The sequence below is a fragment of the Altibacter sp. HG106 genome, from assembly GCF_028561755.1.
Classification (GTDB): Bacteria; Bacteroidota; Bacteroidia; order Flavobacteriales; family Flavobacteriaceae; genus DFVG01.
Map to the genome: position 1 here is coordinate 61465 of NZ_JAQQTD010000004.1, position 21193 is coordinate 82657.

Annotated in this window: 20 protein-coding genes and 1 tRNA gene; 12 read left to right on the top strand and 9 right to left on the bottom strand. The window is 42.5% G+C overall.

The genetic code is table 11. The annotated features are described in order from the left end of the window. The first annotated feature begins 35 nt into the window (after positions 1-35). Positions 36-407 carry a hypothetical protein gene (locus tag PO830_RS07575; protein WP_272852944.1) on the top strand — a complete coding sequence of 124 codons (372 nt, stop codon included), beginning with the start codon at positions 36-38 and terminating at the stop codon, positions 405-407. Here the strand turns inward: PO830_RS07575 and PO830_RS07580 are convergent. The 5 genes from PO830_RS07580 to PO830_RS07600 all read right to left on the bottom strand — a co-directional run bounded on the left by PO830_RS07580 (position 402) and on the right by PO830_RS07600 (position 4391). Next, positions 402-1685, bottom strand: a complete 1284-nt coding sequence (locus PO830_RS07580) for an ammonium transporter (RefSeq protein WP_272852945.1) — start codon at positions 1683-1685, stop codon at positions 402-404. The genes PO830_RS07575 and PO830_RS07580 overlap by 6 nt on opposite strands. Before the next feature lie 131 nt (positions 1686-1816). After that, positions 1817-2257, bottom strand: a complete 441-nt coding sequence (locus PO830_RS07585; RefSeq protein ID WP_272852946.1) for a GNAT family N-acetyltransferase — start codon at positions 2255-2257, stop codon at positions 1817-1819. 3 nt (positions 2258-2260) lie between these two features. Then, positions 2261-3166 carry a cation diffusion facilitator family transporter gene (locus PO830_RS07590; protein WP_272852947.1) on the bottom strand — a complete coding sequence of 302 codons (906 nt, stop codon included), beginning with the start codon at positions 3164-3166 and terminating at the stop codon, positions 2261-2263. 8 nt (positions 3167-3174) lie between these two features. Next, positions 3175-3606: a ribose 5-phosphate isomerase B gene (gene rpiB / locus PO830_RS07595; RefSeq protein ID WP_272852948.1), complete on the bottom strand. Its 432-nt coding sequence runs from the start codon at positions 3604-3606 to the stop codon at positions 3175-3177. Between the two features lie 545 nt (positions 3607-4151). Then, entirely contained in the window at positions 4152-4391 is a 240-nt protein-coding gene (locus tag PO830_RS07600) for a putative signal transducing protein (RefSeq protein ID WP_272852949.1), read from the bottom strand. Between the two features lie 97 nt (positions 4392-4488). Between PO830_RS07600 and rnr the strand changes: the two genes are divergently transcribed. Together rnr and PO830_RS07610 are read left to right on the top strand one after the other, a co-directional pair. Then, entirely contained in the window at positions 4489-6699 is a 2211-nt protein-coding gene (gene rnr / locus PO830_RS07605) for a ribonuclease R (protein WP_272852950.1), read from the top strand. Positions 6700-6725: 26 nt separating this feature from the next. Then, entirely contained in the window at positions 6726-7442 is a 717-nt protein-coding gene (locus PO830_RS07610; RefSeq protein ID WP_272852951.1) for a LysE family translocator, read from the top strand. A gap of 32 nt (positions 7443-7474) precedes the next feature. On the opposite strand, the gene PO830_RS07615 is transcribed toward PO830_RS07610, so the two are convergent. Both PO830_RS07615 and folB read right to left on the bottom strand, forming a co-directional pair. Further along, positions 7475-7548, bottom strand: a tRNA-Cys gene (locus PO830_RS07615). Positions 7549-7591: 43 nt separating this feature from the next. After that, complete coding sequence (gene folB, locus PO830_RS07620) at positions 7592-7960, bottom strand: dihydroneopterin aldolase (protein WP_272852952.1); 369 nt, start codon at positions 7958-7960, stop codon at positions 7592-7594. 67 nt (positions 7961-8027) lie between these two features. Here folB and PO830_RS07625 point away from each other — a divergent pair, with 67 nt between their 5' ends. The 4 genes from PO830_RS07625 (at position 8028) to PO830_RS07640 (ending at position 10891) form a co-directional block, all read left to right on the top strand. Next, on the top strand, positions 8028-9710 hold the full coding sequence (locus tag PO830_RS07625) for a glutamine--tRNA ligase/YqeY domain fusion protein (RefSeq protein WP_272852953.1): 1683 nt from the start codon (positions 8028-8030) through the stop codon (positions 9708-9710). A gap of 137 nt (positions 9711-9847) precedes the next feature. Beyond that, entirely contained in the window at positions 9848-10231 is a 384-nt protein-coding gene (locus PO830_RS07630) for a YtxH domain-containing protein (protein ID WP_272852954.1), read from the top strand. Between the two features lie 2 nt (positions 10232-10233). Next, the gene (locus PO830_RS07635) at positions 10234-10668 is read left to right on the top strand and encodes a phage holin family protein (RefSeq protein ID WP_272852955.1); all 435 of its coding nucleotides are present in this window, start codon (positions 10234-10236) and stop codon (positions 10666-10668) included. Then, positions 10655-10891, top strand: a complete 237-nt coding sequence (locus PO830_RS07640; RefSeq protein ID WP_272852956.1) for a DUF6327 family protein — start codon at positions 10655-10657, stop codon at positions 10889-10891. Before PO830_RS07635 ends, PO830_RS07640 begins: the two co-directional genes overlap by 14 nt. A 58-nt stretch (positions 10892-10949) precedes the next feature. Here the strand turns inward: PO830_RS07640 and PO830_RS07645 are convergent, their stop codons facing one another. Beyond that, positions 10950-11930 (bottom strand): SPFH domain-containing protein, encoded by a 981-nt coding sequence (locus PO830_RS07645; protein WP_272852957.1) that lies wholly within the window; start codon positions 11928-11930, stop codon positions 10950-10952. Positions 11931-12003: 73 nt separating this feature from the next. Here PO830_RS07645 and PO830_RS07650 point away from each other — a divergent pair, with 73 nt between their 5' ends. Next, positions 12004-12663, top strand: a complete 660-nt coding sequence (locus PO830_RS07650) for an outer membrane beta-barrel protein (RefSeq protein WP_272852958.1) — start codon at positions 12004-12006, stop codon at positions 12661-12663. On the opposite strand, the gene gltX is transcribed toward PO830_RS07650, so the two are convergent. After that, complete coding sequence (gene gltX / locus PO830_RS07655; protein ID WP_272852959.1) at positions 12660-14174, bottom strand: glutamate--tRNA ligase; 1515 nt, start codon at positions 14172-14174, stop codon at positions 12660-12662. The genes PO830_RS07650 and gltX overlap by 4 nt on opposite strands. Before the next feature lie 202 nt (positions 14175-14376). Between gltX and PO830_RS07660 the strand changes: the two genes are divergently transcribed. The 4 genes from PO830_RS07660 (at position 14377) to PO830_RS07675 (ending at position 21051) form a co-directional block, all read left to right on the top strand. After that, positions 14377-17784: a DUF4175 family protein gene (locus PO830_RS07660; RefSeq protein ID WP_272852960.1), complete on the top strand. Its 3408-nt coding sequence runs from the start codon at positions 14377-14379 to the stop codon at positions 17782-17784. Beyond that, positions 17777-18199, top strand: a complete 423-nt coding sequence (gene ybeY / locus PO830_RS07665) for an rRNA maturation RNase YbeY (RefSeq protein WP_272852961.1) — start codon at positions 17777-17779, stop codon at positions 18197-18199. The genes PO830_RS07660 and ybeY overlap by 8 nt, the downstream gene beginning before the upstream one ends. 104 nt (positions 18200-18303) lie before the next feature. After that, complete coding sequence (mnmG, locus tag PO830_RS07670) at positions 18304-20175, top strand: tRNA uridine-5-carboxymethylaminomethyl(34) synthesis enzyme MnmG (protein WP_272852962.1); 1872 nt, start codon at positions 18304-18306, stop codon at positions 20173-20175. A 60-nt stretch (positions 20176-20235) separates the two neighbouring features. Next, positions 20236-21051 carry a class I SAM-dependent methyltransferase gene (locus PO830_RS07675; RefSeq protein WP_272852963.1) on the top strand — a complete coding sequence of 272 codons (816 nt, stop codon included), beginning with the start codon at positions 20236-20238 and terminating at the stop codon, positions 21049-21051. Positions 21052-21193: the final 142 nt, after the last annotated feature.

The following is a 21193-nucleotide window of genomic DNA, read 5'->3' on the forward strand; positions in this document are numbered from 1 at the left end:
TGACTTGCGTTCTATTTTTTCGTATACTATCGGTTATGGTAAAAGCAGATAAAAAAGAAAACGACGAAATCCTTCTAGAATCTATTCAGTATCTCGAGAAAAAAGGCTTCGAGAATATCAAAGCGGATTTAGAAGGGTATGAAACTCCTAAATCGTACAATAAGAAGGGAAGTGACGTGAGCATTACTCCCGATATTGTTGCCGAACGCGCAGGCATTAAACACTATTTTGAAGTGAGCCTGAAGAGCGAAAAACCTAGCCTTTTGAAATCGAAATGGCGTTTTTTAGACGTACTAACACGTATGAAGAATCACCGCTTCAAAATTATTACGCGTCGCGGGCACTATAAATTTACCAATGAAATGTTGGCAGATTTAAATCTCGAAAAGAACCTTATTAAATTATAATAAGTGCTCTCCGTGTTGAGAAGCATCCAATCCACGATGTTCTTGATCTTCTCTTACGCGCATGCGAAGGAGAAGATCTGTTATTTTATAAAGTAACAGACTTCCAAAAAAGGTAACGACCGCCACTACACAAAGGGCTAATAAGTGGTATATGAAGGTCTTGGTTTCTCCATAGACCAGTCCTACATCCTTCGCAAAAACACCGGTTAATAACATCCCTACCATACCTCCTACTCCATGACTCGGAAATACGTCTAGCGTATCGTCAATTTCGGTCCGTTCATGCCATCGAATGGCCAGATTACTCACCACCGCTGCGACAAATCCTATAAAAACACTCTGACCTATGGTCACAAACCCAGCGGCGGGTGTAATGGCCACCAAACCAACAATAGCGCCAATACAAGCGCCTAGTGCCGACATCTTCCGGTGTTGCATTCTGTCAAAAAAGATCCAGGTAATCATGCTCGCGGCAGACGCCAAATTGGTGTTAGCAAAAGCAATTACTGCATCCGTATTTGCACCTAAAGCAGAACCCGCATTAAATCCGAACCATCCAAACCAAAGCAAGCCAGTTCCCAAAATAACAAAGGGAATGTTTGCGGGACGCTCTATGGGTTCCTTCCGCTTTCCTAAATAGATCGCTCCGGCCAAGGCGGCGATTCCAGCCGACATGTGTACAACCGTGCCTCCGGCAAAATCGAGCACGCCTAATTTCCGAAGGAGTCCGTCTGGATGCCAGGTCATGTGCGCAAGTGGAGAATAAATAAACAAGGAAAACAGCACCATAAATAAGATATAGCTCCGGAAGCGTATGCGCTCGGCAAAACTACCGGTGATTAGCGCTGGTGTGATGATGGCGAATTTAAGTTGAAACAAGGCAAAAATGAGAAAAGGGATAGTTTCTGAAAATGCCGGATTAGGGGAAACGGTGACATTATTAAAATTGAAGTACGTAAATGGGTTTCCGATGATCCCATACACACTATCCCCAAACGCCAGGCTGAAGCCTACGACAACCCAAAGTACACTTATTACACCTAAGGCAACAAAGCTCTGTAACATGGTTGAAATGACACTTTTTTTAGTAACCATTCCTCCGTAGAAGAAAGCCAGACCCGGTGTCATCAATAATACAAAAGCACTAGCCACGATCATCCAGGCGGTATCGCCTGAATCGATACCCTGAGCGGTTTCAAGATATTGATATTCGGTGCCCAGCAAGAGGCAAACCAAGACTAGTCCTGTTAGTACAATAAAATTAATTTTTCGTCCCATACCCCCTACTATTTATAGTTTGATGAACTAAAAATATTATTTTATTGATTAATCACCCCAATTTTAATGGGGTTATTATTCAATTTTTTAAGATTATTAGAATTCTAAAGGAATTTTAGGAATTCAATAATTTAAACTAAAATCATTGCAATATGTGGAATTCCATCTTCGAGGTATTCGGTTCCTACAGTTTCAAAACCTAAGGAAGTATAGAACGCTAATAAATAGGTTTGCGCAGAAAGCTTGATGGGCTGGTTTGGAAACTTTTTCTGAAGTGTTTTAATAGAACTTCGCATGATCTGCCGACCCAGATTGTGTTTTCTATGAGAGGCGGCCACTACTACCCTTCCGATGGCAGCCTCCTCGAAATAGATTCCCGGGGCGAAACAGCGTGTATAAGCAACGATGGTACCTTGTTCTTTACCAATAATATGAAGAGCTTGCTGATCTTTATTGTCCATATCTTGATACACGCAATCTTGCTCTACCACAAATATTTCGCTGCGTAGCCGCAGTATCTGATAGAGCTCTTCTAGTGTTAACGCCTCAAAAGATTTGGAAAATACATGCATAGATTAATCTTGAACAATGATGTCTTTTGCGTCGTCTTTTTGATATTCTGGTTGAATATTGACGTGATTTATACCGTATTCCTCTTTCAAAATAAACTCCATGCTGTCAAGAATCCGATCAAATTGAGAAAGTGAAAGATCCTCATAAAAATCGACATGTGCTTCTAGATGAATTTCTTGTTCATTCAGTTGCCAAATATGGACATGATGCACATTTTTTATGGCAGCATCTTCTGAAATGCGTGCGCGTAATTCTTTGAGATTAATATCGTCTGGGGTGAATAACATGAGTACTTTGAACGAGCTTTTTAATAGATCGTATCCCATGTAAATAAGGTAGAGGGCGATAAGAACCGTAAGCGTACTGTCTACCCAGTACCAACCAAAATAGCGCATCAAAAGGCCGCCTATTAATACCGCCACGGAAGCCGACATATCCGTAAATAGATGAAGATATGCAGACCTCATGTTCATATTGTCTTTGGCATTTTTCCGAAGCAACAACACGCTAAAACCATTGGCGGCTATGGCAATAAGAGCGAGCCAAATAACGAGTCCGCTTTCAATCGTCTGCGGATTGAAAAATCGCTCTACCGCTTCCACGATCAGATAGATTGCAATTACAAGTAAACTGGCGGCATTGACGAAGGCCGCGATGATTTCGGCTCTTTTGTATCCAAAGGTTTTATTAAAAGAAGCTTCTCGCTTTGAATAGGAATCGGCTATATAACTAATGATGAGCGACACTACATCACTAAAATTGTGAAGCGCGTCACTGAGTAGTGACAGGCTCCCGGAGATAATTCCTCCAATCACCTGGGCCACTGTGATGATTATGTTTAACACAATAGCAATCATTAGGTTTCTACCTTTCATTGCTAGGTGATGATGTTCATGCGAATGCCCCATGATATTCTTTATGAACAGGCGATCTTTTCAACTCTTCTTAGGTGTCGCCCGCCTTCAAAATCGGTGTTTAAAAAGACTTTAACCATATCTAATGCCTGTGGTTCACTGGTAAAACGAGCAGGAATACTTAACACATTAGCATCGTTATGTTCCCGAGCTAAAATGGCAATTTCTTTGGTCCAACACAAGGCCGAACGTACCTTTTGATGTTTATTGGCCGTCATGGAAGCTCCGTTACCGCTTCCGCAGATAATAATTCCAAAATCAACCGAATTTTTTGCTACCGCTTCGGCTACCGGATGTACGAAATCAGGATAATCAACACTGTCATTAGCGTTGGTCCCTACATTGGTTACCTCGTGGCCTTCCCCTTCCAAATAATCGACAATAGTGTTTTTGTAATCCGTCCCGGCATGATCATTTCCGATGGCTATTTTCATAATGATTTGTTTTCTACAAATATACGGGAAGGGGGCCTTCTGTAGAAATTTCCTCTTAACTTTTACCCTGTACGACAGTCTTTCTAAAAAAGTAGCGAGTTAACAATGATCTAAACTTTAGTTAACAAAAGAAAGGTTTGCTGTTAGCAACTTTACCAAAACATTATTTGGAGATTACCATAGTATTTATCATATGATGAAATCTTAATGGTATCCAAAATTAAAGTCGCTGAATTCTACATCATTTTTCAACTTCCAAAATTCAGTTTCCAACAAAAAAAGAAACTAAAATTTTCAAAAATATCCGTGAAAAAATGGTTTTCAACAGTTGTTGATAGCAATTTTAAATCCCTTGGAATTCAAGGGGAGAGATTCTTAAATATATGTTAATTACCTGTTGCTAAAATCCTCTTTTTGAAAATAAAAATAATACGTAAAAAAAGTTATACCGCTTATTAACATCTCATCATAAGCATCATTTTTTATTTAAAATTTTAAAAAGAAAAAGAAGTATTATACTATTTGTTGATAACTGGAAATTCTCGTTACACGATACGAAGATGATCGCTCTGATCGAGCCCTTCAATGATGGAAGTAGCTTTGGAAACGTCGCTTTCGTGGACTTTCAGGCGAATGCCGCCGACGGCGTTACTGTGAAAAGGCAGGACGCCTATCATGGTTTCATTTTGAAAGACATGTGGAATTTCCTCCTGTTCTAAGAGCAACCGGAGGACAGCGTATTCGCTGGGATAGGTAAAGGTGGCTATCGTGACAAACTGTTCCAAAGTAAGCTAACTAGCATATTACGAATGTATTAAATCTTTACAAAATAAGAAGAGTGATTGCCTTATAAAACGTATTTTTACCGCTTAACCATACTATATGCCGAAACGAAAAAAGAGAAGAGGAAAACAAAAACAGAATCAAGCCCTTACAGAACAATTACTTACCGTCTTACGTAACCATGAAAACAATCCCCTTAATTACAAGCAGATTGCTGCACAACTAGGTGTCAATGATCCCAGTGCTCGTAATCATATCACAAAGAAGCTTAAGAAACTTAAGGAAAAAGGGACCATCAACGAAGTAAGCCGCGGAAAGTACCTGTGGGTACCGTCCAAAGATTACCATACCGGAGTGGTAGATATGACCAGCCGCGGGCAGGCCTACATTGTCGTAGATGGCCTAGAACAAGATATCTTTGTCAATCAAAAGAATACTAATCGAGCCTTGCATGGCGACGTGGTGGAAGTCTATATTTTCAAACGTAGAAAACAGGGCAAGCTCGAAGGAGAAATTACCAAGGTGCTAGAACGGAAACGCACTGAGTTTGTAGGTACTATCGAAATTTCTGAACGTTTTGCTTTTGTGCAATGTAATGGTTACAACATGCCTACCGATATTTTTGTTCCAAAGAGTCAGATAGGAAATGCCAATAACGGTGATAAGGTACTTGTAAAAATGGAAGGCTGGGAGGCGCATTCCGATTCTCCTGTGGGCAGCATTATCAAAGTCCTGGGAAAACCTGGAGAACACCATACCGAAATTCATGCGATTTTAGCGCAATACGGACTCCCATACGAATTTCCGAAAGAGGTAGAAGATTTTGCTAATAATCTCGATACCAGAATTCACGAAAAAGAAATCAAGAAGCGTCGAGATATGCGAGAGGTTCTTACCTTCACTATCGATCCAAAAGATGCAAAGGATTTTGACGATGCGCTTTCTTTTGAAACCTTGGAGAACGGAAATTATGAAATAGGAATTCATATTGCTGATGTATCTCACTACCTACAGCCCGGAAATGTGTTAGATGATGAAGCCTTTGAGCGGGCCACGTCGGTATATTTGGTAGATCGAGTAGTACCGATGCTTCCGGAAATTTTATCGAATAATGCGTGTTCGCTTCGCCCCAATGAAGAAAAATATACGTTCTCTGCTGTTTTTGAAATGAACAAAAAAGCGGAAGTGGTGAATCAATGGTTCGGAAGAACGGTCACGTATAGCGACGCTCGCTTTGCCTACGAAGAAGCTCAGGCTGTCATAGAACACGGTAGTGCTGAAAATGCAATAGTTCCGAAGGATATTGCCTTAAACGGAAAGGAGTATACCGTGCAAACCCCAATTGCTGAAGCGATTCTTACCTTAGATGAACTAGCCAAAAAATTGCGCACCAAGCGTATGCGTCAAGGGGCCATTTCATTTGATAAAGTAGAAGTGAAGTTCATTCTTGATGAACACAACGAACCGGAAGGTGTGTACTTCAAGGAAAGCAAGGATGCTAATAAGCTCATTGAAGAGTTTATGCTACTAGCCAATAGAAGTGTTGCCGAATTTATCGGAAAACAAAGTCCGAAGAAAACCTTTGTCTACCGCGTACACGACGAGCCGGATGATGAAAAGATTGCGTCGCTTGAAAAGTTTGTGAAGCGATTTGGATACTCTATGAATACGCGCGACCGTAAGTCGACTGCGGCTTCCTTGAACAAGTTGTTAAGCGATGTGGTCGGAAAAAAAGAACAAAATTTGGTAGATACGCTTGCCATCCGAAGCATGAGCAAGGCCGTATACACAACACATAACATTGGGCATTACGGACTCTCATTCGATTATTACACCCACTTTACATCACCTATTCGACGGTATCCCGATGTGATGGTGCATCGCTTACTACAGCATTATTTAGACGGAAAGGATTCAGTAAAAGAAGATCCAATAGAAGACAAATGTGGCCACAGCAGCGAAATGGAAAACCTTGCCGCTAATGCAGAGCGGGATAGTATCAAGTACATGCAGGTGAAATATATGCAGGACCACCAAGATCAGGAATTTCTTGGGGTGATTTCTGGAGTGACCGAATGGGGAATCTATGTGGAGATCATTTCGAACAAATGCGAAGGCATGGTGCGACTCCAAGATTTGAAAGATGATCACTATGTATTTGATAAAGAGGAATATGCCGTGATCGGGCAACGAACCCATCATCGCTATACCTTGGGCGACGAGGTCTATGTAAAAGTAAAACAAGCCGATTTAGTGAGGAAGCATTTGGACTTTTTGATGTTAGGACATCGAAAAGACCTCGAAGACTAAGCTAGATATTTGTACTTTTACATTTCATGTTTGACGGTATCGGATATGCGGCCTTTTATGGATTCTTGCTGGCATTTGCAGTAGGGCCCGTCTTTTTTACCCTTATTGAAACCAGTATTACTAAAGGCTTTAAAGCCGGACTCTTCTTTGATCTGGGCGCTATTTTCGCAGATATTCTGTTCATTTTAGTGGCGTATTACAGTACCAGTCAGATTCTTACGAAAGTAAATGACGATCCCGGGTTGCTCATTTTTGGAGGTGTGGTGCTCATTGCTTACGGTGTGATTTCCTACATTCGTACCAATCGATCGTTCTTCAAAATTGTGCGAGAACATTACTCTCTGAAAGTAAAAAAGAAATTAGGGAATCTTTTTCTGAAAGGATTTTTACTGAATTTTGTAAATTTTGGGGTTCTTGCTGGTTGGATCGGTACCATCATCATGGCGAATGCCTTGACCACTTCTGAAAACGGTGTGCTGTTATTTCTAGCAACGGTTCTCATTGTCTTCTTCTGTACCGATTTACTAAAAATTGCGCTGGCAAAACGCCTAAAAAGTAGAATGACCCCACGGTTTGTTATCAAAACCAAGAAGTGGGTGAGTATTATTATCGCGGGATTTGGTGTGCTGTTGTTGCTTGAGGGGATTTTTCCGAAGCAAATACAGGCCGGACTAGAGCGCATTCCGGGAAAATCACATCCTTTAGAAAAACCCATTCCGCCCGTAGAAGAACCTATTGAATAAAAAAAAACCCTCAGGAGGTTCCTGAAGGTTTCTGGAGGCATCGAGCGGATTCGAACCGCTGTACAAGCTTTTGCAGAGCTCTGCCTAGCCACTCGGCCACGATGCCAATTGCGACCGCAAATATAAAAATAATACCAACAAAAAAGGTATTATTTAGGGATTTCCCGTTGTCCGTGCATGCTAACACTTACCGCAGCAACATCTCCTCCAATAGGTGGATTTACCTTGGCCACCGATACGCGAACTTCAGAGACCACGGACAGTTCTTTAAAAATGCGATCGATGATTCGTTGACCCACGTGTTCCAATAGTTTAGAGCGTTGTGCCATTTCAGTCTTTACAATGTGATTCAACTGTACGTAATCAACTGTGTCAACAAGGGCGTCGGTTTGTGCTGCCTTGGAAAGATCGGCCTTCACTTTCAGATTTACCAAATAGTCACTACCTATTTTTTCTTCTTCTGTCAAACAGCCGTGATGGGCGAAAATTCGAATATTTTTTAATCGAATGGAACTCATAGAGGGTGCTTTCCGCAAAGATACTTTTTTTACCTTTGTCATTCGCTAGCAACCCTAATACAATCGCATGGCAAAAGAAGACTCGCTCAATTTTATTGAGCATATTATTGAAGATGATTTAAAAGGAAGTTACACGCCAGCAAGCCTGCGTTTTCGATTTCCTCCGGAACCTAATGGATACCTGCATATTGGGCACGCCTCGTCTATTTGTTTGAATTTCGGACTCGGTGAAACATACAACGCCCCGGTGAATCTCCGTTTTGACGATACCAACCCGGCCAAAGAAGAGCAGGAATTTGTAGATGCCATCAAACGTGATATTTCCTGGTTAGGGTTCGAATGGGCTGAAGAACGGTATGCTTCCGATTACTTTCAGCAATTATACGACTGGGCCGTACAACTCATCAAAGACGATAAGGCCTATGTAGATTCACAATCTTCCATTTTAATTGCGGAACAAAAAGGCACTCCCAACGAACCCGGTGTTGAAAGTCCGTTTCGCAATCGTCCGGTGGAAGAATCGTTAGCGCTTTTCGAACAAATGAAGAATGGGGAGGTGGGTGAAGGCAGCCATGTGTTGCGCGCCAAGATCGATATGGCTTCTGGGAATATGCTTATGCGAGATCCTGTGATGTATCGGGTGCTTCATAAACCACACCACCGTACCGGAACCGACTGGAAAATTTTTCCTATGTACGATTGGACCCATGGAGAAAGCGATTATATCGAACAGGTTTCCCATTCGCTGTGTACCCTGGAATTTTTACCCCACCGCGAACTGTACGATTGGTTTTTAGACCAGGTTTACGACCCTAAGAAACTGCGACCCAAACAGCGAGAATTCGCAAGAAGAAATTTAAGTCATACCGTAGTAAGCAAACGAAAATTATTGAAACTGGTGGAAGAAGGCGTCGTTTCCGGCTGGGATGATCCTCGTATGCCCACCATTTCTGGCTTGCGCCGAAGAGGGTATACGCCAGAATCCATTCGGAATTTTGCCGACAGCATTGGCGTAGGAAAACGCGAAAATCTAATTGATGTTTCACATTTGGAATTCAATGTACGTGAAGATCTAAACAAACGTGCGCCACGTGTAATGACCGTTTTAGATCCGTTGAAGGTAGTCATCACCAATTATCCCGAAGACAAGGAAGAGTGGCTAACGGCAGAAAATAACCCGGAAGATGAAGCGGCTGGGGATCGTGAGGTGCCTTTTTCAAGAGAAATTTATATTGAACAGGAAGATTTTCGTGAAGAAGCCAATCGGAAATTTTTCCGTCTGAAGCTGGGGAAGGAAGTCCGACTCAAAAATGCATATATCATTCAAGCCGACTCAGTAGAAAAAGACGCCGATGGAAATGTGACCACGGTGTATTGTACCTATGATGAAGAGAGTCGAAGCGGAAGCGGTACCGAAGCTTCTCAGCGAAAGGTAAAAGGAACCTTACATTGGGTTTCTGCCAAGCACGCGCTTCCGGTGGAGGTGCGTTTATATGATCGTTTGTTTACTGATCCCGCTCCGGATGCTCATAAGGAAAAAGACTTCATGGAGTTTATCAACCCAGATTCCTTGGAAGTGATCACCGCCTATGCGGAACCGAGTTTAGCCGACCTGAAAGTAGAGGATAAAGTGCAGTTTCAACGATTGGGATATTTCACCGTAGACCGGGATTCTTCCGAAGAAAAAAAGGTTTTTAATCGAACTGTACCATTACGAGATTCGTGGGCCAAACTAGACACCAATAGCTGATTTTAAGAGTTTTTGGCAAAAAAAATAGCGCTTTAAGAAATCTTTACAAGTTCTATTTTTACTATTAACCGGTTATTAACAGCGCTCCCGTGCCCTGCGGCGTATCTTTGTATCAAATAACTTAAACAAAAACTATTATGGCATCGAATACAGGACAAACCCTATTAGCATTATTGACCGGAGCCGCCATTGGTGCCGGAATCGGAATCTTATACGCACCTGATAAAGGCGAAAAGACCCGTAAAAAAATTAGTAAAGAAGCGAAAAAGGCGCAAAAACGAATCAACCAACAAGCGCAGGAGACGGCCTCCACCATCAGCGAAAAAGCACGTGTCGCTAAACTTAACTTTGAACAAAAACTGGAAGATACCTTATCCTCTGCTAGCTACAAGGCGGATGATATTTTGGTTGCTATGGAAGAAAAATTAGAAGCGCTTCGAAAGCAGAACGCAAAACTTCAGAAAGAAGCGGCTGTTGAAAAAGCAAAAACAACAGCTAAGAAAGCAACGACCTCAGCATAAGTATGCCCTTAGATTCCATTACAAAGAAGTTAGAGCAAAACGCTACTAAAACGCAAGAATACGTAACCAATACAGCGGAGTACTACAAACTCCGCTTATTTAAATCGTCTATGCAGTTTACCACGCGATTGGTAAATTTTTTAGTATTGGGAAGCGTTGGACTTTTTGTTCTATTCTTTTTTTCCATTGGAATCGCCTTGTGGATGGGAAGCTTTTTTGAGGAGCGCTATACGGGATACTTTATTCTAGCAGGATTTTATGCAATCGTATTCGTACTTCTCTTAATTTTTGCGAGGAAGCCGCTGGAACGTGCCTTGATACGCAAGTTTTCAGACCTTATCGTAGATGACGATGGCTTTACGCCGAAAGAACGCGTGGAGAATAGAGAAATTAAAGAATCACAAATGCAAAACCCCCACGAGGATGAAACAGTATAATTCGTTTGATGAAATCGACAAGGATCTTCATTGGTTGCGGCTCCAATCGGAAATTGATAAGGAGGAGCTAAAATTGTCGATGCACGAAACCAAGGAAAGTTTCTCACTGCCTAGCATGACCACTACCATTATTGGAAGCGCTGCAACAGCAGGACTTTTAATGCGGGTGTTGGCGCCTGTATTAGGCTACGGAATTAAGAAAATAGTAAAAAAGTATAGCTAATCTCCCTATAAAACTAGTATTAGTAGACTGAAAAGGGCCGGAAATTCCGGCTCTTTTCTTATTCGTCATCGTATCCACTACTAGGGGGTTTCCGCTTGGTAGCTTTCGGTGTAATTCCTCTGGCTTCGTTTTGCTTTTTCATTTCTTCTCCAATCTTATTACTAGCGACGAAGGAGGCGATCATATCATTCAACATATTACTGCCTGCTTGCGGAGAGTTTGGCAATAAAATAAGGTTGGTATTGGTTTCTTCTCCAATCGATTGTAAGGTGTCGTAGTGTTGTGTTACCACAATAAGTGCCGAAGCTTCCTGAGAGTTGATCCCCACATTGTTCAACACATCTACACTTTCTTCAAGTCCGCGCGCAATCTCTCGACGCTGATCGGCAATACCTTGTCCTTGCAGGCGCTTGCTCTCCGCTTCGGCACGAGCCTTGGCGACGATCTTGATACGCTCTGCCTCTGCCTCGTATTCGGCGGCTACTTTTTCCCGTTCAGCCGCATTAATACGGTTCATCGCTGCTTTTACCTGTACGTCCGGGTCGATATCGGTTACCAGAGTTTTAATAATGTCGTATCCATAATCGATCATCGCATCATTGAGTTCGGTTTTTACCGCAATAGCAATGTCGTCTTTCCGTTCAAAAACGTCATCCAATTTCATCTTCGGAACCTCTGCGCGAACTACGTCAAAGACGTAAGACGTAATTTGATCGTGCGGATTCTGAAGTTTGTAGAAGGCGTCATATACCTTATCGCGAATTACTTGAAATTGTACGGAAATCTTTAATCGAACAAACACGTCATCTTTGGTCTTGGTTTCTACGATCACATCCAGTTGCTGAATTTTTAGATTGATGCGCCCCGCAATACGATCGAAAACAGGGATTTTAAACTGCAAGCCCGAGTTGCGTATGCTTTGAAACCTTCCGAAGCGTTCAATCACCGCAGCGGTCTGTTGTTTAACAATGAAGATCCCCGAAAGAAGGATCAGAAACCCGATGACAATCAAAGGAATAAGAAAGACAAAACCGCCCATAATACTGAATTTAAGTTTTAAACGTTTGAATATACGAAATTAAGGGTAGCTTTGCCCTTATAATTTTTCAACTATGAGTCTTCAAAGAGTAGTTTTTGTTACGGTTCTTATGATCGTAACCACCACGGTTTTCAGCCAACGGCGATTCGAGGAATACAATCGGCTAGGTCTTACCGGAGGGGTTAATTTATTTGATATTCAAACGGACCAATTTTTGACCTCACAAGGTACTGGGGTGACAGCCGAGTTTACAACCCGGGGCTCTTTTTACAATAATTTCGACTTGATCTACGGAATAGGATTCTATCAACAGAACGTAGACATTTCAACCTATGTGTTTTTCAGTGAACCCGAAATGACCCCTTACACCATCTCGGGTGTACAGGTGAAGTTGTTAGGAAGCTACAATATTATTCAACATCATCTAAGTCTAGAGTTTGGTCCCATACTGCATATCAACGGCAAAATGAAACTCAAGAACAGTGAAGATGAAGAACGCCTAGTGACGGGTTATAATGGTATCCTTTCTCAAGATCTAGAGGATATCACCAAGGTCAATTTTCGAGTTATGGGCGGTATTACTGCCGGACTCAAAAGTTTTCGCTTGAGCGCGCACTATCAATACGGCGTAACCAATATGTTAAATAAACTCAACGAGCAAAATTTTGCCGAAGAGCGTGATTTTGAAGGAAAAAGCAGCACCATTGTGCTCACCGGCACCTTCTACTTTTAAGCTTGTGATGCAATAAAACGGCGCATTCGCGCGGTCGTTTCTCCTTTTCCGAGGAGCGAAACGATTTCAAACACATCAGGGCCTTGCATGGCTCCCACCAGAGAAAGGCGTAATGGCATCATCACCTTGCCAAAACCAATCTCATTGTCAACAATCCACCCTTTTATAGCATCGGACACAGAAGCGGCGGTAAAGGGAGTGGTTCCCTCAACAAGGGTAATGACCTTTTCTAAAAGAGAAGCGGTATCTTCTTTCCAGGCCTTTTTTAAGGCCTTTTCGTCATAGGTGTCAGGGGCCAGAAAAAAGAAATATCCTTGCTCCCAAAAATCGGCAACAAAGGTTGCGCGTTCTTTTAATAGCGCTACTATATGGTGTAGGTCATCGTCGTAGCGGATGTTTTTTTCATCCTGAAGAAAGCTTCGGAATTGAGCTGTCAACAATCCCTCATCCATCTGCTGTAGGTAATGATGTTGAAACCACTTGGTTTTTTCAGGATCGAATTTGGCACCCGATTTATTCACCCGACTTAAATCGAACGCCTCCACCAATTCATTCAGCGTAAATAACTCTTGTTCAGATCCGGGATTCCAGCCCAAAAGCGCCAGCATATTGATCACCGCTTCTGGAAGATATCCCTCTTCTCGATATCCGGCAGAAACGCTCCCGTCTGCAGCTTTCCATTCTAACGGAAATACCGGAAAGCCTAATTTTTCACCATCTCGCTTACTTAGTTTTCCTTTGCCTACAGGTTTCATAATGAGGGGTAAATGCGCAAATTCTGGGGCCTCCCAGCCAAAAGCGCGGTAGAGCAATAGGTGCAAGGGAAGCGAGGGCAACCATTCTTCCCCACGAATAACATGCGTAATTTCCATCAAGTGATCATCCACAATATTAGCCATGTGGTAGGTTGGCATTCCATCACTTTTAAACAGCACCTTATCATCCATGGTAGCGGTGTTGACTTCCATCGCACCGCGAATACGATCTGAAAAGGCCAGTGTTTCGTTTTCCGGAGTCTTAAAGCGTACGACGAAGGGTGCTGCAGCGTCAATTCTTTGTTGTGTCTCTTCTGCTGAAAGTGTTAACGAATTCTCCAGCGTGTTTCTGGTGCGTGCATCATAGCTAAAAGCCCCTCCGCTCGCCTCGGCTCCTTTCCGAAGCGCTTCCAACGATTCAGAAGAATCAAAAGCATAGTATGCGTGCCCGGATTCGATGAGTTGGTCTACGTAGGTTTTGTACAGGTTTTTACGTTCGCTTTGTCGGTAAGGACCAAACTCACCACGCTTATTGGGGCCTTCGTCTGGAGCAATGTTTAACCATTTCAAGGCCTCTAAAATGTACGTTTCGGCTCCCGGAACATAACGCGTTTGGTCGGTGTCCTCAATTCTCAACACAAAAGTGCCCTGATGCTTTTTGGCAAATAAATAATTAAAAAGGGCGGTGCGAACGCCACCTATGTGGAGGGGTCCGGTGGGGCTGGGTGCAAAACGTACACGTACTTTATTAGACATAGTCAACATTTGCGGACAAAGGTAGCCATTCAACAGCATATTTTCATGCGAGAAGACGGGATTTCATTGCGATGGAAGCGATATAGGTCTTGCCGTATATGATTTTTGTGAAATGTTCGTTTTCCTAACAGCAGTGATTAGCAATAATTCATGGGTTAGGTATAATTTTTGTTACATTTAATACCTGTAATAACAACAAGTAGTGAGCACCTTTTCTCTTATTCAGAAAAAACTGGAAAGCTTTATCAGGAAGTATTATACCAACGAACTGATTAAAGGGGTGCTGTTATTCCTCGCAATAGGCCTTTTATATTTATTACTAACCTTATTGGTGGAATACTTTTTATGGCTTAATTCTGCGGGACGACGCCTGTTGTTTTGGCTCGTAATCGCTGTGGAAGGGGTGTTGTTTGTCCGTTTTATAGCGTTTCCGCTGCTGAAACTATTCAAACTACAACACGGGATCGGCCATGTAGAGGCTTCCAAAATTATCGGAAATCACTTTCCGGAGGTCAGTGACCGTTTGTTGAATGTCATTCAGTTAAATCAAAATCAAAGACAAAGTGAGTTATTAGCAGCGAGTATCGACCAAAAAGCGTCCGAGCTGCAACCCATACCGTTCCAGCGGGCGGTAAACTTCAAGACAAATGCAAAATACCTGAAGTATTTAGCCATCCCAGTGGTGGTATTCATCATTTTTAGTCTATGGGGCGATGGGGATCTTTTCCGAAGCAGTTACGAACGTGTGGTTAATTATGACACCGCCTACGAACCGCCGGCACCTTTTGTGTTTACTGTAACCAACGACCGCTTGACAGCCATTGAGAACAAGCCCTTTACGCTTACCGTTCAAACCGAAGGAGAAGTGGTTCCAGAACAGGTGAGCATTCAATTTGAGCAGGAGCGCTACTATCTGCAGCCGGTAGCACCTGGCGTATTTGAATATACCTTTTTACAGCCAGAGGACGAGGTGTCTTTTCAGTTGAACGCTAATGGTGTGACCTCGGTTCCGTATACTCTAACAGTTATTAAAACACCGTCGCTAGTAGGGTTTGAACTTTGGTTAGACTATCCGTCACATACCGGAATTCGTGACGAAGCATTGGCAAACACCGGAAATGCAACCATCCCGGAAGGAACGATGGTTACCTGGCAAGTGACAGCTAATAATACCGAAACAGTGCATATCAAAACGGCTGATTCTGCCTATGCAATGACGGGAGAGGAGTCCGACTTTCGTTTTGATAAACGTATTTACCGTAATTTGGATTATTCCATCACAACATCCAACCAGGACCTACAGGACTACGAAAATTTGGCCTTTACCTTGGGCGTCATTAAAGATCAATATCCGGACATCGATCTTTCTTCTAAAATTGATAGCCTGGATGCGACGACAACCTATTTCTTAGGAGAGGTGAGTGATGACTACGGACTCACAAAGCTTCAGCTGGTGTATTACCCGATAGAGAATCCCGAGGTGAAAGAACGCCTACCGCTGCCCGTCAACACCACCACAGTCGATCAATTTGTGTGCGCCTTCCCTTCAGAACTAAAACTATCGGAAGGAACATCGTATGAATATTATTTTGAAGTCTTCGACAATGATGCTATTCACGGCAATAAGTCAAGCAAGTCAGGAGTGTACACCTATCGGAAACTGACGAAAGAAGAGGAAGAGCAACAACAATTAGAGAATCAGGAAGAGTCTATTGAAGGGATGGACAATACGCTTCAGAAGATGAAGGATCAGGAGAATGCGCTACGAGAGCTGTCAAACCTTCAGAAGGAGAAAAAGGAACTTAATTGGAACGACAAAAAGAAATTAGAGAACTTTATCAAACGACAGCAACAACAAGAAGGGATGATGAAGAAATTCTCTAAAGAGCTTCAGAAAAACTTAGAGCAATTTCAGCCGGAAGAAGAAAAGGATCCTTTTAAAGAGCAATTAGAGGAGCGATTGAAGGAAAACGAAGAACAGTTAGAGGAGAATGAAAAGCTGTTAGAAGAACTACAACGGCTTCAGGAAAAAATACAAAAAGAAGAACTTACCGAGAAGCTGGAAAATCTCGCTAAGCAGAATAAAAACCAAGAACGAAATCTGGAACAGTTGCTGGAACTTACCAAACGATACTACGTAACCAAGAAAGCCGAAAAGCTTGCTGAGGAAATGTATAAGCTGGGGGAGGAGCAAGAGGCGCTTTCCGAAAAGGAGGAGTCTGAAAACACCAAAGAAGCCCAGGAAAGATTAAACGAGAAATTCGACACGCTGAAGGAAGAAATGAAATCGCTTCAAAAGGAGAATAAAGCCCTTAAAGAGCCCATGAAATTACCAGATAATGCAGAAAAGCAACAGGAAGTGAGCGACGAACAACGGCAGGCCACTCAGAAGTTAGATCAAAAAGACAGCAAGGGAGCTCAAAAGAACCAAAAGAAGGCGGGGCAAAAAATGAAGCAGATGGGGCAACAAATGCAGTCGAGCATGTCGGCCGGGCAAATGGAAACCATTCAGGAGGATGTGGAAATGTTGCGTCAGATTTTAGATAATTTGGTGGTCTTTTCGTTGGAACAGGAGGCGCTCATGGATACGTTTAAGGAGATTGATTATGGAAGCGCTACCTTTGGCAGCAAGCTGAATGTTCAGAACGATCTTAAGTTAAATTTCCAGCATATTGATGATAGTCTGTTTGCCTTATCTCTCCGGCAACCGATGATAAGTACCACCATCAATGAATCCCTTACGGAAACGCAGTATAATTTGGATAAATCGTTAGAACGGTTGGCAGAAAATCAACTGCGGCAAGGGTTAGCAAATCAACAGTATGTGATCACTGGATCGAATGAATTGGCGGTAATCCTTAGCGATTTACTAGGAAATATGCAGAACCAAATGATGCAGGCTGCTGGAATGGGCTCTGGACAAGGGCAGGGACAGGGACAAGGATTCCAACTTCCGGATATCATTCAGCAGCAACAAAGTCTTTCTGAAAAAATGAAAGAAGGCATGGGGCAAAAAAGCGGAAAACAAGGTCAGGGTCAGGAGGGCGAAGGTGAAGGCCAAGGTCAAGGAGAGGGCCAAGGCAATGGTCAAGGAGAAGGACAGGGCCAGGGAAACAACGGCAAGGGCTCCCAAGGAAATGAAGGAAACGGGGGTAATGATGGACAAGGACAGGAGGGGTCGGAAGACAGCAATGAGGACCTCAATGGAAAGCTATATGAGATTTATAAAGAACAACAGCAACTGCGACAGCAGTTAGAAGACAAGCTAAGCCGAGAGGGGTTGAAGGGAACAGGAGGCGATATTCTGAGAAAAATGGAGCAGGTGGAAGATCAGTTGTTGGATAAGGGTTTTAATAACAGAACCCTAGAACAAATGCTGAACTTACAATATGAGTTGTTAAAATTAGATACTGCTGATTTCGAACAAGGACAAGAGAGTAGGCGGGAATCCAATACAAACCGGCGTACCTACAACAATACATTACGAATGCAACCTGATGAAATCAAAAAATATTTTAATTCTACTGAAATTCTAAATAGAGAAGCACTCCCGCTACGCCCGGTGTTTAAACAAAGAGTTCAATCCTATTTCAGAAGAAATAATGATTGAGTTCATTAGCGATATTGGTTTCGAGCTCACGAACCAACAAGAGGTGTCAAAGTGGATTGAAGATGTAATACAAAGGCGTGGGTACGAGCTTGGAGAGGTACTCTATACTTTTTGCGATGACCAACAGTTGCTGAAGATGAATCGGGAGTTTCTTAATCACGACACCTACACAGACATTATAAGCTTTGACTATACTCTGGGGAAACAAATCCATGGTGAGATATTCATCTCCGTAGACCGCGTTAGGGAAAATGCTGAAAAATTTAAAGCGACATTTGATGACGAATTACATCGGGTCATTATTCACGGAATACTACATTACTGTGGTTTAAAGGATAAAACAAAGAAAGAACAAGAGGCAATGCGAGAAGCTGAAAACAAAGCCTTATCCGCTAGGGGTTTTGTTAAGCGCTGATATCCAAGTAAATACGGTTTTAACTTGCTGAGAATTAGTTATTTACTACCTTTGCGCACGAATTTATATTACCATATGTTCCACGTGGAACAAATTTACGAAGTATGTTTGAGAAAGAGTATGATGTAATTGTAGTGGGGGCGGGTCATGCGGGCTCAGAAGCGGCCGCAGCTGCAGCCAATTTGGGCTCTAAAACCCTATTGATTACGATGAACCTTCAAAACATAGCACAAATGTCTTGCAATCCTGCCATGGGAGGAATTGCCAAGGGACAAATTGTGCGTGAAATTGATGCGTTGGGTGGATATAGCGGGATTGTTTCAGACAAATCCGCGATACAATTCAAGATGCTTAATAAATCTAAAGGACCTGCCATGTGGAGTCCGAGGGTTCAGAGTGATCGAATGCGCTTCGCAGAAACCTGGCGTGAAATGTTAGAACAAACCCCAAACCTCGATTTTTATCAAGAGATGGTTTCAGGCTTATTGATTGAAGGCGACCGTGTGGTGGGGGTAAAAACCTCCTTGGGGTTGTCAGTGCGTTCGAAAGCGGTGGTGTTAACAAATGGTACTTTTTTAAACGGACTCATTCATATTGGTGAAAAACAATTCGGCGGGGGTCGTGCGGGTGAACGTGCCGCCACAGGTATCACCAAAGAATTAGAGGCGTTGGGGTTTGATTCTGGACGGATGAAAACAGGTACGCCGCCAAGAGTAGATGGGCGGTCGTTGGATTTTAGCAAGATGACAATCCAACCAGGAGATGAGGAGCCTCAGAAGTTTTCATATTTAGAAAGTACAAAACCATTAACCCATCAACGGGCTTGTCATATGTCCTATACAAGTTTGCAGGTGCATGAGCTATTACGAGAAGGTTTTGATCGCTCGCCAATGTTTAATGGCGCTATTCAAAGTGTCGGGCCGAGATATTGCCCTTCCATCGAGGATAAGATACACCGTTTTGCAGATAAGGACAGACATCAATTATTCGTAGAACCCGAAGGTTGGAATACAGTAGAGTATTACATCAACGGATTTTCAACCTCGCTACCGGAAGATGTCCAGTTTCGTGCCCTAAAAGAATGTGATGGTTTTCAGAATGTAAAGTTTTTTCGGCCCGGGTATGCGATCGAATATGATTATTTTCCGCCCACGCAATTAGCGCATACGCTAGAAACAAAATTAGTCAGTGGCCTATATTTCGCTGGGCAGATCAACGGTACCACTGGATACGAAGAAGCCGCCTCTCAAGGATTGATGGCGGGTATAAGCGCGCATTTAAAGATTAGAGGTAAAGACCCATTTACGCTGCAACGGAATGAAGCCTATATTGGCGTGTTAATTGACGACTTAATCACAAAAGGAACGGAAGAGCCCTATAGAATGTTTACCTCGAGAGCAGAATACCGAACCTTACTTCGACAGGACAATGCTGATTTTCGATTGACGCCTAAATCGTTTGACATCGGATTGGCGTCAGAAAACCGACTCCATCAAATGGAGCAGAAAAAGGAGCAGTCGGATAAATTAGTGGCGTTCTTCAAAAACACGAGCTATCAAGTTGCCGAAGCAAATGCTATTTTAGAGGCCAATAATTCGGCTGCGGTTCAGCAGAATGATAAGATGTTCAAACTATTCTCTCGGCCCGAGATAGACATGGATGATATGTTACAGTTGGAGCAGGTGAAGCGCTTTGTGGAAAAAGAAAAGTTCAGCACCGAGGAACTTCAGCAGGCAGAAATACAAATTAAGTATGCCGGATATATTGAAAAGGAAAAGAGCAACGCCGACAAGTTAAATCGTTTAGAAGGAATTCGAATTCCGGATAATTTTGACTACAATAAGCTCAAGTCTCTCTCTTTTGAAGCACGTGAAAAACTGAAGGAAATTCGCCCTACAAGCATTTCTCAAGCCAGTAGGATTAGCGGGGTCTCTCCCAATGACATTTCCGTCATGCTGGTATATATGGGCCGTTAGGAGGCTGTTTCACGTGGAACATGTCTATTGAGGAATATCAAAACAATCTGATTACATAGTATGCTAAGCCCAAAAGATTTTATGGTAAGCGAGGAAACCTTTGAACTTAGGAAACATCCAAAGTACAATATCTTAGTGACGCATCCGGTTCCCGAAAATTTGGAACGATATTATGATTCGGATGCCTACATCTCCCATACCGATGCCAGGCAAGGGTGGTTTGCAAAAATGTATCAAATCGTTAAGGGATACTCCCTTCAGAAAAAAGCGACCCTTATTGAAAAGCTTCACAAAGGCAAGGGAAGTCTATTGGATGTTGGAGCGGGTACTGGAGATTTCTTGCAACGGGCAAAAGCCTCGGGGTGGTCGGTAAGCGGTGTTGAAGTTTCAAGCAAGGCGCGAATCAAAGCTGCCGAAAAGAATATTCAGCTCTTAGAGTCACTAGACCAGGTTTCAGAAAAATCTTTTGATGTGATTACGTTGTGGCATGTATTGGAACATATGTCCAATTTGAATGAAACCATTCAATGGCTCTATGACAAACTTGACAAAGACGGACGCCTAGTTATTGCGGTGCCTAATTTCAAATGTTATGATGCGTGTTACTACAAAGAATATTGGGCCGCTTATGATGTGCCACGTCATTTGTTTCATTTTTCAAAAGAAGGACTAACGGATCTTTTGGCCTCAAAGTTTACATTGGTCAGAACCAAACCGATGTGGTTTGACGCGTTTTATGTTTGTCTTCTTTCCGAAAAGTACCGATCTAAAAAATCCTTTTCAATAAAAGCATTGCTCATTGCAATGTATTCTAATATAAGCGCCATTTTTACAAAAGAACCCTCATCACGGATTTATTGTTTCAAAAAGGCGTGAAACGCATCGATTAAGGCTTTAGAAGCGATTTTATGCAATATTACGGCCCAAGTATAGCAAGGCTTATGAAACGCCGGTAGCGCGCTTTAAAACAGACTGTTTTTAATAGATAAAGGTTATTGATGTGGGCTTTCCGAATAAG